At 42.7% G+C, this 16,801-nt stretch carries 14 protein-coding genes; 3 read left to right on the top strand and 11 right to left on the bottom strand.

Annotated features, from left to right (window positions below; all coding sequences use genetic code 11):
• Nucleotides 1-4: 4 nt before the first annotated feature.
• From M0M83_RS18035 to M0M83_RS17990, 10 genes are all read right to left on the bottom strand, one after another.
• Nucleotides 5-1,285, bottom strand: a complete 1,281-nt coding sequence (locus M0M83_RS18035; protein ID WP_248467118.1) for an MFS transporter — start codon at nt 1,283-1,285, stop codon at nt 5-7.
• A gap of 13 nt (nt 1,286-1,298) precedes the next feature.
• A complete protein-coding gene (locus tag M0M83_RS18030) occupies nt 1,299-2,279 on the bottom strand; it encodes a sugar kinase (protein WP_248467116.1) in 981 nt (326 codons plus the stop codon).
• Between the two features lie 4 nt (nt 2,280-2,283).
• Nucleotides 2,284-3,033, bottom strand: a complete 750-nt coding sequence (locus tag M0M83_RS18025) for a sugar phosphate isomerase/epimerase family protein (protein WP_248467115.1) — start codon at nt 3,031-3,033, stop codon at nt 2,284-2,286.
• Nucleotides 3,034-3,424: 391 nt separating this feature from the next.
• Nucleotides 3,425-4,897: an FGGY-family carbohydrate kinase gene (locus M0M83_RS18020; RefSeq protein ID WP_213913653.1), complete on the bottom strand. Its 1,473-nt coding sequence runs from the start codon at nt 4,895-4,897 to the stop codon at nt 3,425-3,427.
• A gap of 11 nt (nt 4,898-4,908) precedes the next feature.
• Nucleotides 4,909-5,772, bottom strand: coding sequence for an L-ribulose-5-phosphate 3-epimerase (locus M0M83_RS18015; protein ID WP_248467114.1), 864 nt, complete (start codon nt 5,770-5,772; stop codon nt 4,909-4,911).
• An 18-nt stretch (nt 5,773-5,790) separates the two neighbouring features.
• Nucleotides 5,791-6,825, bottom strand: coding sequence for an ABC transporter permease (locus M0M83_RS18010; RefSeq protein ID WP_125890569.1), 1,035 nt, complete (start codon nt 6,823-6,825; stop codon nt 5,791-5,793).
• Between the two features lie 13 nt (nt 6,826-6,838).
• On the bottom strand, nt 6,839-7,828 hold the full coding sequence (locus M0M83_RS18005; protein WP_125890568.1) for an ABC transporter permease: 990 nt from the start codon (nt 7,826-7,828) through the stop codon (nt 6,839-6,841).
• Nucleotides 7,821-9,338: a sugar ABC transporter ATP-binding protein gene (locus M0M83_RS18000; protein ID WP_125890567.1), complete on the bottom strand. Its 1,518-nt coding sequence runs from the start codon at nt 9,336-9,338 to the stop codon at nt 7,821-7,823. The genes M0M83_RS18005 and M0M83_RS18000 overlap by 8 nt, the downstream gene beginning before the upstream one ends.
• Before the next feature lie 157 nt (nt 9,339-9,495).
• A complete protein-coding gene (locus M0M83_RS17995; protein ID WP_036958239.1) occupies nt 9,496-10,488 on the bottom strand; it encodes a substrate-binding domain-containing protein in 993 nt (330 codons plus the stop codon).
• A gap of 211 nt (nt 10,489-10,699) precedes the next feature.
• A complete protein-coding gene (locus tag M0M83_RS17990) occupies nt 10,700-11,512 on the bottom strand; it encodes a DeoR/GlpR family DNA-binding transcription regulator (RefSeq protein WP_125890566.1) in 813 nt (270 codons plus the stop codon).
• 455 nt (nt 11,513-11,967) lie between these two features.
• On the opposite strand from M0M83_RS17990, the gene araD reads away from it, so the two are divergent.
• Complete coding sequence (gene araD, locus M0M83_RS17985) at nt 11,968-12,666, top strand: L-ribulose-5-phosphate 4-epimerase (RefSeq protein ID WP_213913651.1); 699 nt, start codon at nt 11,968-11,970, stop codon at nt 12,664-12,666.
• Between the two features lie 164 nt (nt 12,667-12,830).
• Here the strand turns inward: araD and M0M83_RS17980 are convergent, their stop codons facing one another.
• Entirely contained in the window at nt 12,831-14,324 is a 1,494-nt protein-coding gene (locus tag M0M83_RS17980) for a UxaA family hydrolase (RefSeq protein WP_213913650.1), read from the bottom strand.
• Between the two features lie 240 nt (nt 14,325-14,564).
• Here M0M83_RS17980 and exuR point away from each other — a divergent pair, with 240 nt between their 5' ends.
• Both exuR and M0M83_RS17970 read left to right on the top strand, forming a co-directional pair.
• The gene (gene exuR, locus M0M83_RS17975) at nt 14,565-15,326 is read left to right on the top strand and encodes a transcriptional regulator ExuR (protein ID WP_004259169.1); all 762 of its coding nucleotides are present in this window, start codon (nt 14,565-14,567) and stop codon (nt 15,324-15,326) included.
• A gap of 133 nt (nt 15,327-15,459) precedes the next feature.
• Nucleotides 15,460-16,779: a polysaccharide deacetylase family protein gene (locus tag M0M83_RS17970; RefSeq protein ID WP_248467113.1), complete on the top strand. Its 1,320-nt coding sequence runs from the start codon at nt 15,460-15,462 to the stop codon at nt 16,777-16,779.
• Nucleotides 16,780-16,801 lie beyond the last annotated feature (22 nt).

Below are 16,801 nucleotides of genomic sequence, written 5' to 3'. Positions count from 1 at the left end.
CCTTTTAAGCATGTTCTGTGATGATGGCATCACGTTTTTGCTCTTGGTTTGGTTTAACAATCAGGGTAAAGAAAACCGAAGCTAACAATGCGAGTCCCATAAACATATATGAGGCACTTGGGCTACCTGTTGCTCCATTTAAATACCCTACAAACCATGAACCGAAGAATGAACCTAATGCGCCCATACTATTGATTAATGCCATTGCACCACCGGCAACGTTCTTTGGCAACATTTCAGGAATAATAGCGAAGAAGGGCCCATACGGGGCGTACATAGCTGCACCCGCAATCACTAATAAGGTATAAGAGAACCAAAAATTGCTGCTACCGAGTAAGTAGGAACCGAGGAAACATATCGCGCCGAGTAAAAGCATTGGCCAGACAAATAATTTGCGGTTATGCATTCGGTCAGATGCCCATGAAACTAAGACCATGGCCAGAGTCGCAGCAAGGTAAGGGACTGCGGAAAGCCAGCCTGTTTCTACCATCCCAAGGTTGGAGGCACCACGAATAATAGATGGCAGCCACAGCACAAAGCCATACACCCCAATGCTCCAGCAGAAATATTGAGCGCAGAGTAAAATCACATTGCGAGACTTAAAGGCTTCACGGTAATTACGAACGGGCTTGATATTTTTTTGTTCGTCACTCAGGATCTTATCCAATGTCTCTTTTTCTGATTGGCTTAACCAATTGACTTGGCTAGGCTTGTCTCGTGCTGTTCGCCACCAGAAAAAGGCCCATAAAATCGCAGGAACCCCTTCAATGATAAACATTTCACGCCACCCGAAGGCTTGAATGAGATAACCGGATAGCACGGACATCCACAGTACCGTAACGGGGTTGCCTAGAATTAGAAAAGTATTGGCGCGAGAGCGCTCTGATTGCGTAAACCAGTTACTGATATAGATAAGCATCGCAGGCATGACCGCGGCTTCGACGACCCCTAGGCTAAAACGAATAATCACTAACATAGGGATATTGCTCACCATGCCAGTTAAACTAGCGAATAAGCCCCATAGGAAGATACAAGCAAAAATGAGTTTACGGACACTGCGCTTCTCTGCATAAATAGCCCCCGGTATTTGGAAAAAGAAATAACCAAGGAAAAATAATGAGCCGAGCAGGGATGACATCCCTTTGGTAATGCCTAAGTCAGCGTTGATCCCTGCAGCCGCGGCAAAACTGTAGTTTGCTCTGTCTAAGTAGGCAAGGCTATAGGTGATAAACACGATTGGCATGATGCGCCACCAACGTGACGCTGCTGGAGTATTCATTGTCATAATCGATTTCCTTTTAACATACCGCTTTAGTGGTGGTCGCGGACAGTAATGCCATTTCATGCTGCAGTTGTGCCTGAGTTGGTAAACCTTCACTGTCGCCAATAACTTGAATGGCTCTTGCTCCAACAAAATTACCTCTTGCAACAGCTTGCGGTAATGTTAAGCCTTCAAGTAATGCGCTAATGACGCCAACAGCAAAGCCATCACCAGCTCCGACGGTATCAATGACGTGTTTCACATGGACAGCGGGAACCATACCCTGTTGGTTACCGGCTGTTTTATAATACGCACCGTGTTCCCCGGTTTTAATCACAACCACGTCGACACCTTGAGCGAGATAAAAATCAGCAATAGATTCGGGTTGGTCAAAGCCCGTCAGTATTTTGCCTTCTTTTAAACCGGGTAAGACCCAATTAGCTTGGAACGCGAGTTGGTTGAGCTGTTCGACCATTTCCTGTTCACTTTTCCATAGGGATGGACGCAAATTAGGATCAAATGACAGTGTTTTCCCTGCATTTCGCATCCATTTTGCTGCATACAGTGACAGTTGATAGCTGGTGGGCGAAAGTGCGGCTGCCACGCCACTTAAATGTAAATGACGGGCAGACAGAAAATACGCTTCATTAAAGTCAGTGAGATCTAAATGGCTAGCTGCTGACCCTTTACGGAAATACTCCACATTGGGATCGGTTCCATTTTCAGCTTTAGATTTAAGTTGGAAGCCCGTTGGGTAACGAAAGTCCACTGTAACGCATTGACTATCCAGTTGTTCTTTATCCAAAGTGGCTTGAATGAAACGCCCGAAGGAGTCATCGCCAAGTCGGCTTATCCAGCCACTTTTTAACCCTAAGCGAGACAGACCGATAGCAACATTCAGCTCAGCTCCGGCTGCGCGGCGAACGAAACTTTCGACGTCATGTAATTCCCCTGTTTGTGTTGCCACAAACATCATCATGGCTTCACCAAGCGTGACAACATCTAATTGATTTTTCATGATGTTAAATCTCCTTTAACAGAGAAACGTAGTATTCAGTAACTGCACGTAAATCATGGCCTTCGAGTGGAAACTCGATACCACGAGGGACGTTATTCGGTAGCGCGTTTAGCACTTCTTTCCATGTGCCGTCGCTGTCATCAAGTGCTACAGCAACGAGTTTATTACCACGCAATTGGCAGGCTTTAACGTGAATATAAGCGACTTGGGGAGCGAAAATATGGGCGGCTTTTAGCGGGTCTTCTTGCTGCCAATGCCAATTCGCCATATCAAATGCCATTTTTATTGGCAGATTTTGGGCTTTAACATCAGCAAAAAAACGTTCAAGAGGTGCAATGTGACCGCCTACCTCGGTTTGGTCATTCTCGATCACTAACTGTGTGGTGTATTGATTGAGAAGGTTAATGACTTCTGATAAATCATATTGTTCAGGTAAGTTCCCCAATGACAGCTTCAATATCTGCGCATTGAATGACTGAGCTTGTTCCAAATAGAGGCGTAATTGATGAATTTCGATAGGAGCTTGTTGCTGAAATAGCGTGTCTGGCACGGAATAAACCGCGGTGAGCTGTCTTGATTGCAGTCCTTTGGCTATATCCGAAAAATTATCGCTGGGTAACAACAGTTCTTGGCGGATTTCAGCACCATCCGCATGGCTGTTTTGAATAATATCGAATAGGGCTTGTTGACCCCCTAGTTGTTTTACGGTTTGTGCACCGTAGGCGGCAGTAACAACGATAATGTCTTTGCTCATGACTTTCCTCTGTCTGATTAAAGGGGATTTAGCCCATTTGTCATTGCGAATAATGCATTATGGAACCGGTTCCATTTCACTTTCTAGTGACGAAAGATCAAAATCAGAGCTATATCACTAACCAAACGGCGATAAATGTTTAATTACCGATCACCATCACAACTTTTGATGTAATGGGTGCAATAAAAAGTTCAGATAGGGTTTTCATAGCGTATGTGATTTTGTCAAAGCATCATTTTTGATAGTTTTGCTCAGGGGGCGTTTTGGGTTTTAACGGGCTAAAAGAAAGGGCGCTAATTCATTTCTTACTGCAATCAAGAACGATAATTTATTAGTTTAGAAAAAGTAAGGCAGAACTGAGTTATAAGTTCTGCCTTTATTATTCAATAGGTTATTGGCTTAATGCATCGGCAACTGCTTTAAAACGAGCGAATTTGTCACGCAGCTGTTGATGGCCAATCGCATTGGGTTGGTAAGTAGTGATTTTGGGGGTACTTGCCGCAATAGCGACATCAAAACCTGAGTAGTAACCTGTTCCGACAGCGGCACAAAGTGCCGCCGCTTGGCAACCTGATTGCTGCACGTTGACGACATCTAACGGCAAGTTACTGGCATCACAGAACATTTGCATCCACAACGGTGACTGTGTTGGGCCACCCGTGAAACGAATAGATTCGGTTGTATTATCAAGGCCAACAATACGGTCTTGATGCAACAAATGTGAAAATACAATCCCTTGATAGATAGCATAAACAATATCAGCATCTGTATGGTGTGAGCTTAAACCGAGTAGACCACCGTGCAAATTACTGTGGTAATTAGAACCGTACAGCCAAGGGAAAAATAGAATATCGTTTGGCCGCGTTGCCCCTTCAGCCACACAGTGATTCAGTACATCATAATCTTGCAAACGTTGATTGAAGAAGTGACGAGTGAACCACGCGAGGTTACTGGCGGAAGTCGGGCTGCCTTCGTGGACAAAATAGGTACCTGGAATGCAGTATTTACTCCATACGTATGGGTAATCTGAAGGCACAATCTCATCAAAGACACGCGTTGAAATGGTCCAAGTGCCTGCTACTGCACTGAGTTTATCTTTTTGGCTCACCCCTGACGCCAACGCGGCTCCCACGACATCAAAGAAACCACCAAATACAGGGGTTCCTTCTACCAGTCCAGATTCTGCGGCAGCTTTGTGGGTTACGGTACCCGCTAATTGGGCTGAGTTAATTACAGGTGCGAGTTTGTCATTTGCTTCATCAATACCAAACAGTTGGCATAATTTAGGGTCATAACTCGACTGGATTTGGTTAAATAATTGGCTACCCGAAATATTGGTTTCTTCGCAGGCAATGTGGTCGGTTAAGCGATAGCGAATATAGTCATGAACCATCAAAACATGCTGAGTATCGCGATAGTTATCAGGCTCGTGTTGTTTTAGCCAATGCAGTAGTGCAACGGGATGAGAAGCCCATAATTGCTGCAAACTCAATGGATAAGCTTTATCCGCAGTACCGTCTTGGTGCCATTTATCAACAATGGATTGAGCACGTGAATCAGATGATACGATCCCATTTCTAACTGGTTTTCCTTGGCTGTTGAGCAAATAAAGCCCTTTACCGTGGGATGAAAAACTGACACCGGAAATTTGGGCGGCACTGAGCTGGCTATTTTGAATGGCTTTGCGGATCACGCTGCAAGCCGCTTCCCATAACATTTCCATATTGCGTTCACTAAAACCCGCCTGTGGGCTTTCAGTGGGAAAAGAGTGCTCAGCAACCGTAATTTCTTGGCCTTCAGCGGTGTAGATCCCCGCTTTAATGACGGTACCACCCAGGTCAACACCCATAAAAAATGCATTCATTATCGGCTCCTTTAGGCGTTATACCAGCCAGCTTGTTGCATTTTGTCTTCCATCCAATGACGGGCTTTGATAATTTCAATCAGTGGTTCATCGGCTTTTTCTGTCCACATTTCAATCAGAAAGGAACCGCGGTAATTTAAACGTTTTAATAATTTGAATAAATTAACAAAATCTACGCAGCCTTCGCCGAAAGGCACATCACGAAATTGGCCTTTGCAGGTTTCAGTCACCGCATATGTATCTTTTAAGTGAATGGCTGCAACGTGTTTAATTCCTTGGGTGAATTCTTTTTCGACATCATTACCCCATGCCGTTAAGTTACCGACATCAGGATACACCTTGAACCAAGGCGAGCGAATTTTATCGGAAAGCGTTTGCCATTTGCTAATGGAATTCATAAATGGCGTATCCATGATTTCCACCGCACACATGACTTGAGAAGCAGCCGCAATTTCACTGACCCACTGCATGCCTTTTTCGAAATTGGCAATCGTTTCGGCATCTTGCTCTTCATAGTAAACGTCATAACCCGCGAGCTGAATAGTGCGAATGCCTAAGTCTTGAGCGAGCTTAATGGCTTTTTCCATTAAGGAATAGGCCATCATGCGAGTGGCCTCATCATGGCTACCAAAAGGAAAACGGCGATGGCCCGATAAACACATACTTGGAATGCGAATACCTGTTTCTTGAATGGCTCTAACCACTTCCAGACGTTCAGCGGGGCTCCAGTCTAACCGAGCTAGGCGTTCGTCAGTTTCATCCACTGACATTTCCACAAAATCATAACCCGCAGATTTTGCGATGACTAATTTTTCTAACCAACTGCTGTTTTTTGGTAATGCTTTTTCATAAATACCAATTGGATGCTTGCGCATGGTTTTCCCCTTGAAAAATTAACTTTGTGTCGATGCTTTATTAAGGCGTTGGTTGCGGTTCATCGCACGTTTAGCACTCCATTTTTCTTTGAAGAATTTGAATGCTAATGCCAAGATGAGCGTGATCCCCCAAACTGCGAGGTTAAAGTGCAGGCTTACACCAAGCAGGCTTAAACCTGTCGCAATGACCTGTAAAACCAATAAGGCACAGAACACTCGGCTAACCTTACCAACTCCCCCAAATGGGTTAGTTCCACCTAATACGATGGCAAGAATGGTGAGCAGTAAATAGGAATCCCCGTAGCCCATACGTGCAGAGTTAAAGCGAGCCATCATGATGAGCCCAGCTAATACACATAACAGGCTAGAAATGGTGTATATCGCAATCATGACTCGGTCGGTACGAATACCGCTGAACCACGTTGCATTGATATTACTGCCACTCATATAGATATTTTTACCTAAGCGCGTACAGCCTAGAAACAGCGCTAAGAGAATTGCGGTAACAATGAAGATAATCATCGCAATTGGTACCCCAAGCACAGTATCGGAACCAATGGCACGAACAATGGGGGGCATCCCACTTAATGCCGCACCTTTGGTGAGGTAAACACCAATGCCGCTGATAATCGTCATTGTACCGAGGGTCACTAGGATCGGGTGGGCTCCGATATGGGAAATCATCAGCCCTGTTAAGCTACCGATAATGACTGCAATCACGGTTGCGCCGATTAATGCGAAGACCAACCACATTAGCTGTGTGCCAGTACTGGCATCCACTGGGAGGTAATTGATAAATACCCAAGCCATAAAGAGCCCCGTTAAGTTAGCAGTGCTAATAATGGCAAGGTTCAACCCACCACTTAACATAGGAACAAACATGGCAAAGGTGAGTAAGCCCAATTCAGGTAACTGAAAAGTGATACTCAAAAAGGTATTTTGAGTAAAAAAGTGCCCTGGCATGGCAATGCTAAACGCAGCGATAGCCAAAACAAAGATTGAAAGCAGTCCGATAACAGAGCCATCAATGTTAAAAAAAGTATTTTTTTTCATGGTGATATTCCTGTTAAACAAAACCGACATCCGTCTCTTTACGTTTTTTGTAGTGGGTAATACAAATCGCAATGAGAATAACCAGCCCGATGACGATATTGACGAAGTAGTTTGAAACACCAATCAGGTTAAGGCCGTTTTTCAAGATACCAATCAGGAAAACCCCCATGAGTGTCCCTATCACTGAACCTCGCCCACCGGATAAACTGGCGCCACCCAATACGGCCGCGGCAAGCACATCCAGCTCTCCACCCACAAGGGCACTCGGTACCACTTCACTCATTCGGTAGGTTTGCAACATGCCGCCAATCGCTGCCATCGCACCAAGGTAACCATAAGCAAATAGGTAAATCACGGAAACACGGATACCAATACGAGACGCAGATTCTTGGCTGCCACCAACGGCATATAACTGACGGCCGATGTGGGTTTTATTCATCAAAATCCACGTTAAGAAGGCAATGCCAAGCATCACAATTAACGGTAAGCCAACTTGGTAATATTCACCATCCACTTCAAAAGGCAGGATAGTGACAGGATCTACCCACCAATCAGGCAAGTCATAAATACTGTGCCCATTGGTTAGCCACATCAGCATGCCGAACAGCAGCGATTGCATACTAATGGTGATAATAATCGACACTACATTCAGCGAATAAATCAAAATGGCATTGATCAAGCCAAAAGCGATACCAATGATAATCGCCAATGTGATACTGACGGCAGGGCTTGCAATAAAACCTTGCAATAACCAAGTGGCAATCACGTATTGCACTACGGAAGCCACGGCGGCAAACGAAATATCAATGCCCCCAGTGACGAGAACCACAAATAAGCCTAAGGCGAAAATACCGGTAACGGCGTAGCTTTCACTGAGGTCGAGTAAATTTTGAATAGTGAGAAATTGCGGGCTCATCAATGTGAAGAACACCACCATGATAAGAATGACCCAAATCAGCCAGCCTTCGACAGATTGTGGTCGTAATTTTTGCCAATTAGCCATTGATGATTTCCTCCAATTGTTGTTCATTGATGGAATCTGTCTCAATTTCTTTGACGATAGAGCCTTGTTTCATATGTAAAATTCGGTCGCAATTGTAATAAGCTTCGGAGGCTTCATCGGTAATTAATAGAATAGAGATACCGACACCTGACAAACGGTGAATGAGTTTGTAAATACTGTCTTTTGCGCCGATATCAACACCAACGGTCGGTGAGTCTAAAATCAGTACTTTAGGACGTGTTAAAATCCATTTAGCAAGTACCACTTTTTGTTGGTTACCGCCTGAAAGTGTTGAAAGGGCATTATTGGGGTCAGTGACTTTAATATCTAAGTCGGCTATCCACTCTTGTACGATTTCTTGGCACTGTTTTTCATCGATTAAATGCAAAGGCGTTTTGAGGCGATCCAGAATCGAAATCACCATATTGTCTGCGATTGATTGCTGTAAAATGGCACCTAAAGTCAGGCGGTCTTCAGAGACATAACCAATGCCACGCTTAATGGCGTCGGTGTTGTTTTTTAACTTAACCGGTTTGCCTTCGATGAGTAATTCGCCGCTATCGGGATGGGTAATGCCAAACAATGATAGCGCTAATTCGGTGCGGCCTGAGCCTAACAAACCACATAAACCTAATACTTCCCCGCGTTTTAAACTTAAGTTGATATCGCGATATTGCCCAGCTCGACTGAGGTTTTTTAGCTCTAGTACCGTGCGTCGGTCTTCCGCGTTATTGGGGGGCTTACGTTCATGGACAATATCTAAGCCAGTCATTAACTCTGTAATTTTGCGGGTAGTTAAGCCTTCAGCAGGCCATGTGCCAATTTTTTGACCATCGCGGATCACGGTGATGCGGTCAGAAATCTCTTTCACTTCTTCTAGTCGGTGACTTACGAAAACAACAGTAATACCCTTATCTTTTAGGTAATTAACCGTTGAGAGTAGTTGGTTGACTTCGGTACGGGTCAATGAAGCCGTTGGTTCATCCATAATCACCAGACGTGCATCGGCAACTAGGGCTCGGCAGATAGCAACCTGTTGGCGTTGAGCAATGGGTAAAAATTGCACAGGGGTGTCGGGGTCAATGGTGAAAGCCAGTTCATTGAGGATTTCTAAGGCTTTTTCGCGCAGTTGTTTTTTGCGAAACCAGCCAAAATAGCCTTTGAGGTTCAGCTCAAAGGCGATATTTTCGGCAACGGTTAAGTTTGGAAATAGTGACAAATCTTGGTAGATAACTTGCACGCCTAGCTCACGCGCTTTATCTGGCGTCAACCGGTGATAACTTTTCCCATCAATTTCAATTTTACTACCGTCATCAGGGGCATAGACACCACTGATGGTTTTAATTAATGTGCTTTTCCCACACCCATTGGTGCCCGCTAAACAGTGCACTTCACCTTTGTTGAGCGTCAAATCGATATTGCGTAATGCACGGTGACCACCGAAGCTTTTGGAAAGGTCGCGCAAGGTAATGAGTGGATCGGATTTGTCAGCTTTTGAGGTGCTTGTCATAAGTACAATTCCTACTGCAAATAAATTGGTGTTGGCTTGTTCGTGATGCGTTCGAGCCGCTGCGTTAGTGCAGGCGACTCGAACTCAAAGAACATAAAATTTAATATATTGATAAATATTGTATTTTTGTTTTGAACATTATTTTGACAAGGTAAAATTACAGACCGACTTCGACCAATTTTTTCGTATTTTCAATATTCAAATTAACGGGGTTGTCACTCAAAATCGTGTTGCCACTGACTTTGATTTCACCCATATCACCAATAGACACGCCATCTTTGATTTCTTCGCCATTCATCATGGCAGTTGCAACCTGTACAAATACTTGTCCTGCGACTTTTGGATTAGAGATATAGCCGCCATCAATTGCGCCTTTTTCCAGTAATTTGATGCCTTGGCCAGGTGTGAATGTCCCGAATACACAGGTTTCGTCATTTTTACGGCGTTTATCAATGGCTCGGCCTGCACCGATAGGGCCTTGTGAACCAAATGACATGATGCCTTTTAAGTCTTTGTGCTTAGATAACAAGTCATTAGCTGTACGCATTGAGTCATCAACGGATTCGGCAACACCAAAGCGGTCATCGACCATTTGCATTTTTGGGTAGTTCGCTTTTTGGTAAGCAATTGCCGCGTCGGCCCATTCGTTCACTAATGGTACTGTCAGGCTTCCCACAAACATGGCGTATTTGCCTTCTTCACCCATACAGGCCGCCATGTCTCTCATATGGTTAGCCCCCATGCTTTGGGTATCAAGTAATTCAAAGTCCCAATCGGCATTTTTTTGATTTGGTGATTCGTGGGTAATAACTTTAATTCCAGCGTCTTGGGCGCGTTTTAATACAGGCTCAAGCACTTTAGCGTCGTTAGGAACAACGCCAATGACATCCACTTTCTTCGCGATTAAATCTTCGATAGCACGAACTTGTTCTGCTGGATCAGCCGTTGTTGGGCCAACTTGGAAGGCATTTACCCCGAGTTTTTTACCTTCTTCAGTAATACCTTGTTCCATAACATTAAACCAAGGAATACCACCGACTTTAACGACGACACCCATAGTAAAGGGCTTTTGTGCTTTTTGTGATTCAGCCATCGCGACATTTGAAAATAGTGCAACGCTCATTAAACAAGGTAAAACTAGCTTCTTCATGTTCATAGTTGTATTCCTTAGTGTAGATGGATACTAAATCAAGAAATTCCATTATTTAGAAATAATGAATTTCTCATATTTAGGTATGCCTATAATTAAGTGCCAAGGAATTATGGTTAAATAATATCCCTGCACTTATTTAATACAGAAAATAAAATGGAACTTATTATTTTTACTTACATTACAGCTATATGATTTTTATTTTTATAAATTATTTGTCGCACTCGATAATTTTAAGATTAGAGAATTGTTTTTGAAAATTATTATCATTGAGTTTATTTGTGATTAATACGTCAATATCATCAAATGTACAAACCTGACTAAATGCATACTTTCCTAATTTACTATTATCCGCGAGCAAAACTTTATTTTCAGAAACCTGTAACATAATATTTTTTAATTTTGAGTTTATTTCACTGCCATCACGAATACCATTTTCGATATTAAACCCTTGGCATGAAAGAAATAAGGTTTTTATCTGAAAGCTACGAATAATACTTTCTGCAATTGGGCCATGAAAATCATCATGACGTTCTGAATACTCCCCACCTATACCAATGACACGTACTCGGTCACGGCAGGCCAGCGCTTGAATAATTTTAACCGAGTTTGTCACTACCGTAATGTCGATATCAGGTATTTGCCGTGCGAGAAACCAGCAAGTACTGCTGTTATCTAACATAATACAGTCACCAGGCTGAATTAATTTTAGTGCAGCCTTCGAAATCTTCATCTTGGCATCAGGGTGCTCTTCGGTTCTTTTGCGAAAAGACTCTGCGCCATCCACCATTTGGCTGAGCTTGACCGAAGAAGGCATCACATTCACCATCGGCATTTCTTCTTGGTCGATGGCAACCGCGCCCCCAAAGCTACGGATGATCCTATTTTCACGTTCAAGAGCCGTTAAATCACGACGGATAGTTTCTTGAGAAACGAGACATAATTGAGCTAAATCACGCACTAGCGCCGAGCCATTCTGCGAAACATGAGAACAAATTAATTTATGGCGTTCGGCTTGTAACATATTTAACTCCTATTCTTTCCACGATATTTATTCTGCCCGTATTGCTTTTTTTTTGTCGTGATTGGATTCAAGTTATCTCTTTTTGAAAAAAACAAAGCCGATTAAAGTGATTGCGATCGGTATTTTGTGAATTTAATTCCAACCAGTTACACGATAACTAGACTTGCATCACTATATTCGCGGGATCTTTTTACTTTTATGGTATTAAACAAAAATCATTGGGCTAATTCGGTCAGTTAACCACATTCTATTTATGTGTTTTTATGACCGTGCGTGCCCGAGTACGCCTGAGTTGGTCTGTTTTGTTGCGAATTTGTAAAGTGAGGTGCTTTTTAAATGGCCTAAAACTGTTTACCTTAATAGGTAGATACAGGTTATCAACACACAAAAAACATCACCATAATAAATTTTTGCTGTTGATATTAAAGCATATTTTAAAAAGCTAGGGAGTTGTTATGTTAGAACAATTGAAACAACAAGTCTTTGAAGCAAACCTTGCCTTACCCAAACATAACCTAGTGACCTTTACTTGGGGGAATGTGAGTGGTATTGACCGCGAAGCTGGGTTAATGGTGATAAAACCTTCTGGCGTTGACTATGAAACCATGAAAGCAGAGGACATGGTGGTGGTCTCGTTGGAAAGCGGAAAAGTGGTAGAAGGGAAATATCGACCTTCTTCAGATACCGACACGCACTTGGCGCTGTACCAAGCATTCCCTGAAATTGGCGGTATTGTCCATACTCACTCTCGCCACGCCACTATTTGGGCTCAAGCAGGGCAACCACTGAGCGCCTTGGGGACAACCCATGCCGATTATTTCTACGGTGAAATCCCTTGTACCCGTAAAATGACAGCAAATGAAATTGAAGGCGATTATGAAAGAGAAACAGGTCATGTGATCATTGAAACTTTTAAAGAAAAAGGGATTTCAGCGAAAGACATTCCTGCTGTATTAGTGAATAGCCATGGTCCATTCGCGTGGGGAAGCAACCCTGATAATGCGGTACATAATGCGGTCGTCTTAGAAGAAATTGCCTATATGAATTTATTTACCCGTCAATTAAGTTCACAAATAGGTTCAATGCAACAAGTATTATTAGATAAACACTATTTACGTAAGCATGGTAAAAATGCGTATTACGGGCAAAAATAAAGCGGTTAAAAAATTAATTAAATAGAATTGGCAAACGAGAGTAATTATTGATCCTATGATCAATAACGGATTTCTTTGTTTATAAAATATCCACAATAAATATAAATAGTTAGTTGTATCCCTATTGCTTAATAATTAGCTAAGCAATAGGGAATAGTTTGTTTTTAAAGTGTGACGCCCATTTTAAAAATCGCTAATTCACGGAAATCATTGATTTCATTTTTAGTGTGTTCACCATTAACGGTTTTGACAACAAGCTGAATGAAGTCATCTAATAATTGATCCATGGATTTTCCTGTTAATAAGGCGCCTGCATTAAAATCAATCCAATGGGGTTTTTTAGCAGCTAACTCATTATTGGTCGCAATTTTCATGGTGGGAACAAAACCACCGTATGGTGTGCCGCGACCCGTTGTAAATAACACCATATGGCAGCCAGCTGCGCCTAAGGCACTGGTGGCAATGGCGTCATTACCCGGTGCGCTTAACAAATTGAACCCTGGGGTTGTCAGGCGCTCTCCATATTTTAAAACATCCATGACTTGGCTAGTACCCGCCTTTTGTGTGCAGCCGAGGGATTTTTCTTCAAGTGTCGAAATTCCTCCAGCTTTATTGCCTGGAGATGGGTTTTCATAAATTGGCTGGTCATGAGCAATAAAATACTGTTTAAAGTCATTGATCATATTGACCGTTTTTTCAAACGTCTGTTCATCATGGCAGTGGTTCATTAGAATTTGTTCAGCGCCAAACATTTCAGGGACTTCGGTTAACACCGTGGTTCCGTTATGGCTGACTAAAAAATCAGAAAAACAGCCTAGCAATGGGTTAGCTGTGATCCCTGAAAGCCCATCAGAGCCACCACATTCAAGGCCAAATTTCACTTCGCTCAGCTTACCCGCCTCGCGTTTGTTCTGTTGGACGAATTGATAAAGTGCATTAAGGTGCTCTACACCGGCTTCAATTTCATCATCTAATTGTTGGCAAACCATAAATTTGACGCGTTCATCATCATAGTCACCTAGTGTTTCTTTAAAAGCGGCGACTTGATTGTTTTCACAGCCTAAACCGATGACGAGTACGCCACCTGCGTTAGGGTGCTTAACCATATCTTGTAAAATAGTACGGGTTGTTAAATGGTCATCACCGAGCTGGGAACAGCCTAAAGTATGGTTATAAAGATATACACCATCAATATCAGAAGCACCATTGTGTTGTTTATTAAAGCGTTCGATCATTTTTCTCGCCAGCGCATTAACACAGCCGACTGTTGGGATCACCCAAATTTCATTACGGATAGCCACATCACCGTTTGCTCGGCGATAGATTTGCACGTCTGGATTTGGTCGTGTAACGGCAATTGTGTTGTGTTCAGGGCGGTATTCATATTCGTTTAAAGCACTTAAATTGGTGGCGGTATTATGAGTATGAACATGCTCGCCTGCCGTTATGGTCGTCGTTGCATGGCCGATGGGAGCGCCATATTTAACAATATTTTTGCCAGTTTGAATCGGAGCTAGGGCGATTTTATGCCCTCGGTCAACATCTTGTTTTAATGTCACTGATTGCTCTGCAACACTAATGGTTTCCCCTGCTTGTCGGTTAACTAAAGTAATGGCGACATTGTCATTGGGATGTATTTTAATTATATCTTTTATCATATTGCGTTCCCTGAATTGGAAATCGGATTAAGCGTGATCAGCCATAAAAAGTATGAATGATCTTTTGTTGTCTAAATTTCATTCATTATACGGTCTGGTTTATAACTTTAAAAGGTGTTATACCAATTTATTGTGATTTATTTATTCGTGAAGTTCTATTTCACCCATCGTCGAAAAATTTCGTTATACTGTAGGCATTGATGGTCAGCGAGTCGGGTGGTTATGTGAAAGGAGAAAATAATGAGCTCACAAGAGAGTGAACCGCGCCTATACCAACAAGTTGCGGCTCTGGTCAAAGAACGTATCGAAAATGACGAATACCCAGTTGGCACCAAATTGCCTGCGGAACGGTTACTTGCTGACGAAATGAAGGTGAGCCGTACGGTGATCCGTGAAGCCATCATTATGCTAGAAGTCGAAGGTTATGTGGATGTGCGCAAGGGATCTGGTATACATGTTATTAGTAACCGGTCCAATAACTCAGTCAATACAGAAACAGGATTAGAATTTAGCCGTTGTGGGCCATTTGAGCTATTACAAGCAAGGCAACTGATTGAAAGTCACATCGCTGAGTTCGCAGCAACCCAAGCCACCAAAGAAGATATTCTAAAACTGGTTGATATTCAAAAGCATGCTCGCAAAGAGGATCGTTTTCGTGATTCAACATGGGATCTCGCCTTTCACATGCAAATTGCCGCGTCGACCCATAACAGTGCGATGGTGGTGATCGTTGAGCAAATGTGGAGCCAACGCTTACGTAATCCTTACTGGCTCAAGCTTCACGAGCACATTGATAACCGTTCGATTGAGAGCTGGTGTGATGAGCATGACCAAATTTTGCAGGCACTAGCGCGTCGAGACCCGAAAGGGGCACGGCAAGCTATGTGGCAACATTTGGAAAATACCAAAAAAATGTTATTCAATGCGACCAGTGATGACTTCGAATTCACCATGGATCGCTATTTCTTCGCAGATAGCCCAACCATGGATGATAACAGCTAGTTATTCCTCATTATTTTCTTGGCTTATTTTTGAGAAAGAGGATGAGACAATAAAATTTTTATCAGGGTATGGGGTTCAATCCAGAGTCGGTTTAGAATAATTACGCAAAACTCAGCGCTATAGTGGATGAAAAATGTCTAAACGATTACTTTTTTTGCTCTGTATTTTATTGACGAGCTCTTTACCTCAATCTTTGGCTTCTGAAATCGTCAACAACACAGATGATTGGCGGTTAACTGACATACCCCCCAAGCTAGTGCAAACGAAACAGCCTGAAATTATTTTTGCCATGATTGCTGGAGAAATGCGCGCTGTCGCAGAACTTAACGCAGAACACGGTTTTTATGCCTATTCTCCTTCGGGAGATTATTGTGCAATGCAGTTTGGCAATGATTATGCTTTTGTAAAAACAGTATCGTTTTCTAACCAAAAACCCCGTTATGTACCTGAAGTGGATAGGCTAAATGATTTACAAAACCCCATTTATGATTATTTAGTCACACACCAAAAAACAGCGATATACAGTTCAACTCAGAGTAATGGTAAGCAAATTGCCTCTTTATGGGAAAACCTGCGTTACCCTGTGTTAGCACGGATGATTAAAACGGATAAGGCTGGTGAAAAAACGGCATGGCTAACTATTCGTATAGGGGATAGGCTCGGTTATGTGCGCTTAGATGATGTTACATTGGATAAAGGCATTCCAATTTTAACCTATCACCATATTCTCAAAGACAGTGAAAATAAGCATTTTCGTGACACGTCAACGACGACATCCGTAGAAGCATTTCGCGAACAAATGAATTATTTAAAACAAGAGGGCTACCAGACCCTTTCGCTTGCTGACGTGGAAGATTATCTGAATAAATCCGCCAATCTACCCGGTAAGGCGGTTGTGCTGACATTTGACGACGGTTTAAAATCAGTTTATCGCTATGCATTACCGATTTTAAGGCATAACCGCCAGCAGGCGACGCTATTTATTATTTCTTCACGCATCAAAACGCAGCCACAAAAATGGTCGGCGGATACCCTGCAATTTATGAGTAAGCAAGAAATCAAAGATAGTCGAGACGTTTTTAACATCCAATCTCATACTCACTTTTTACATCGTTTAGATAACCATAATTCGCCCATTTTGTTTAGCCGGAAAGAACACACGATCATGTTGGATTTTAAGCGGTCGATGAAAATTTTGAGTCGCTTTGAACCTAAACAGCGCTATTTAGCCTATCCGTTTGGTGGTTATAACGCCTCCGCGATGGAGGCAGGAAGGGAAGCCGGTTTGCACTTGGCGCTGACAACTATTCAAGGAAAAGTCAAATTGGGGGATAACCCATTTGCGCTTAAACGTTTGTATGCTTTTCGGAGTGACCCATTAGAGAAATTTGCTCAGATGGTAGGAAATAGTGAAAAAAGCGTCGTAAATCAAAATATTATTATTGATAGGTAATTCATAGTGTAATGAAAGCACT

This window comes from Providencia rettgeri (genome assembly GCF_023205015.1).
GTDB lineage: Bacteria > Pseudomonadota > Gammaproteobacteria > Enterobacterales > Enterobacteriaceae > Providencia > Providencia rettgeri_E.
This window is presented reverse-complemented; position numbering and strand designations above follow the sequence as displayed.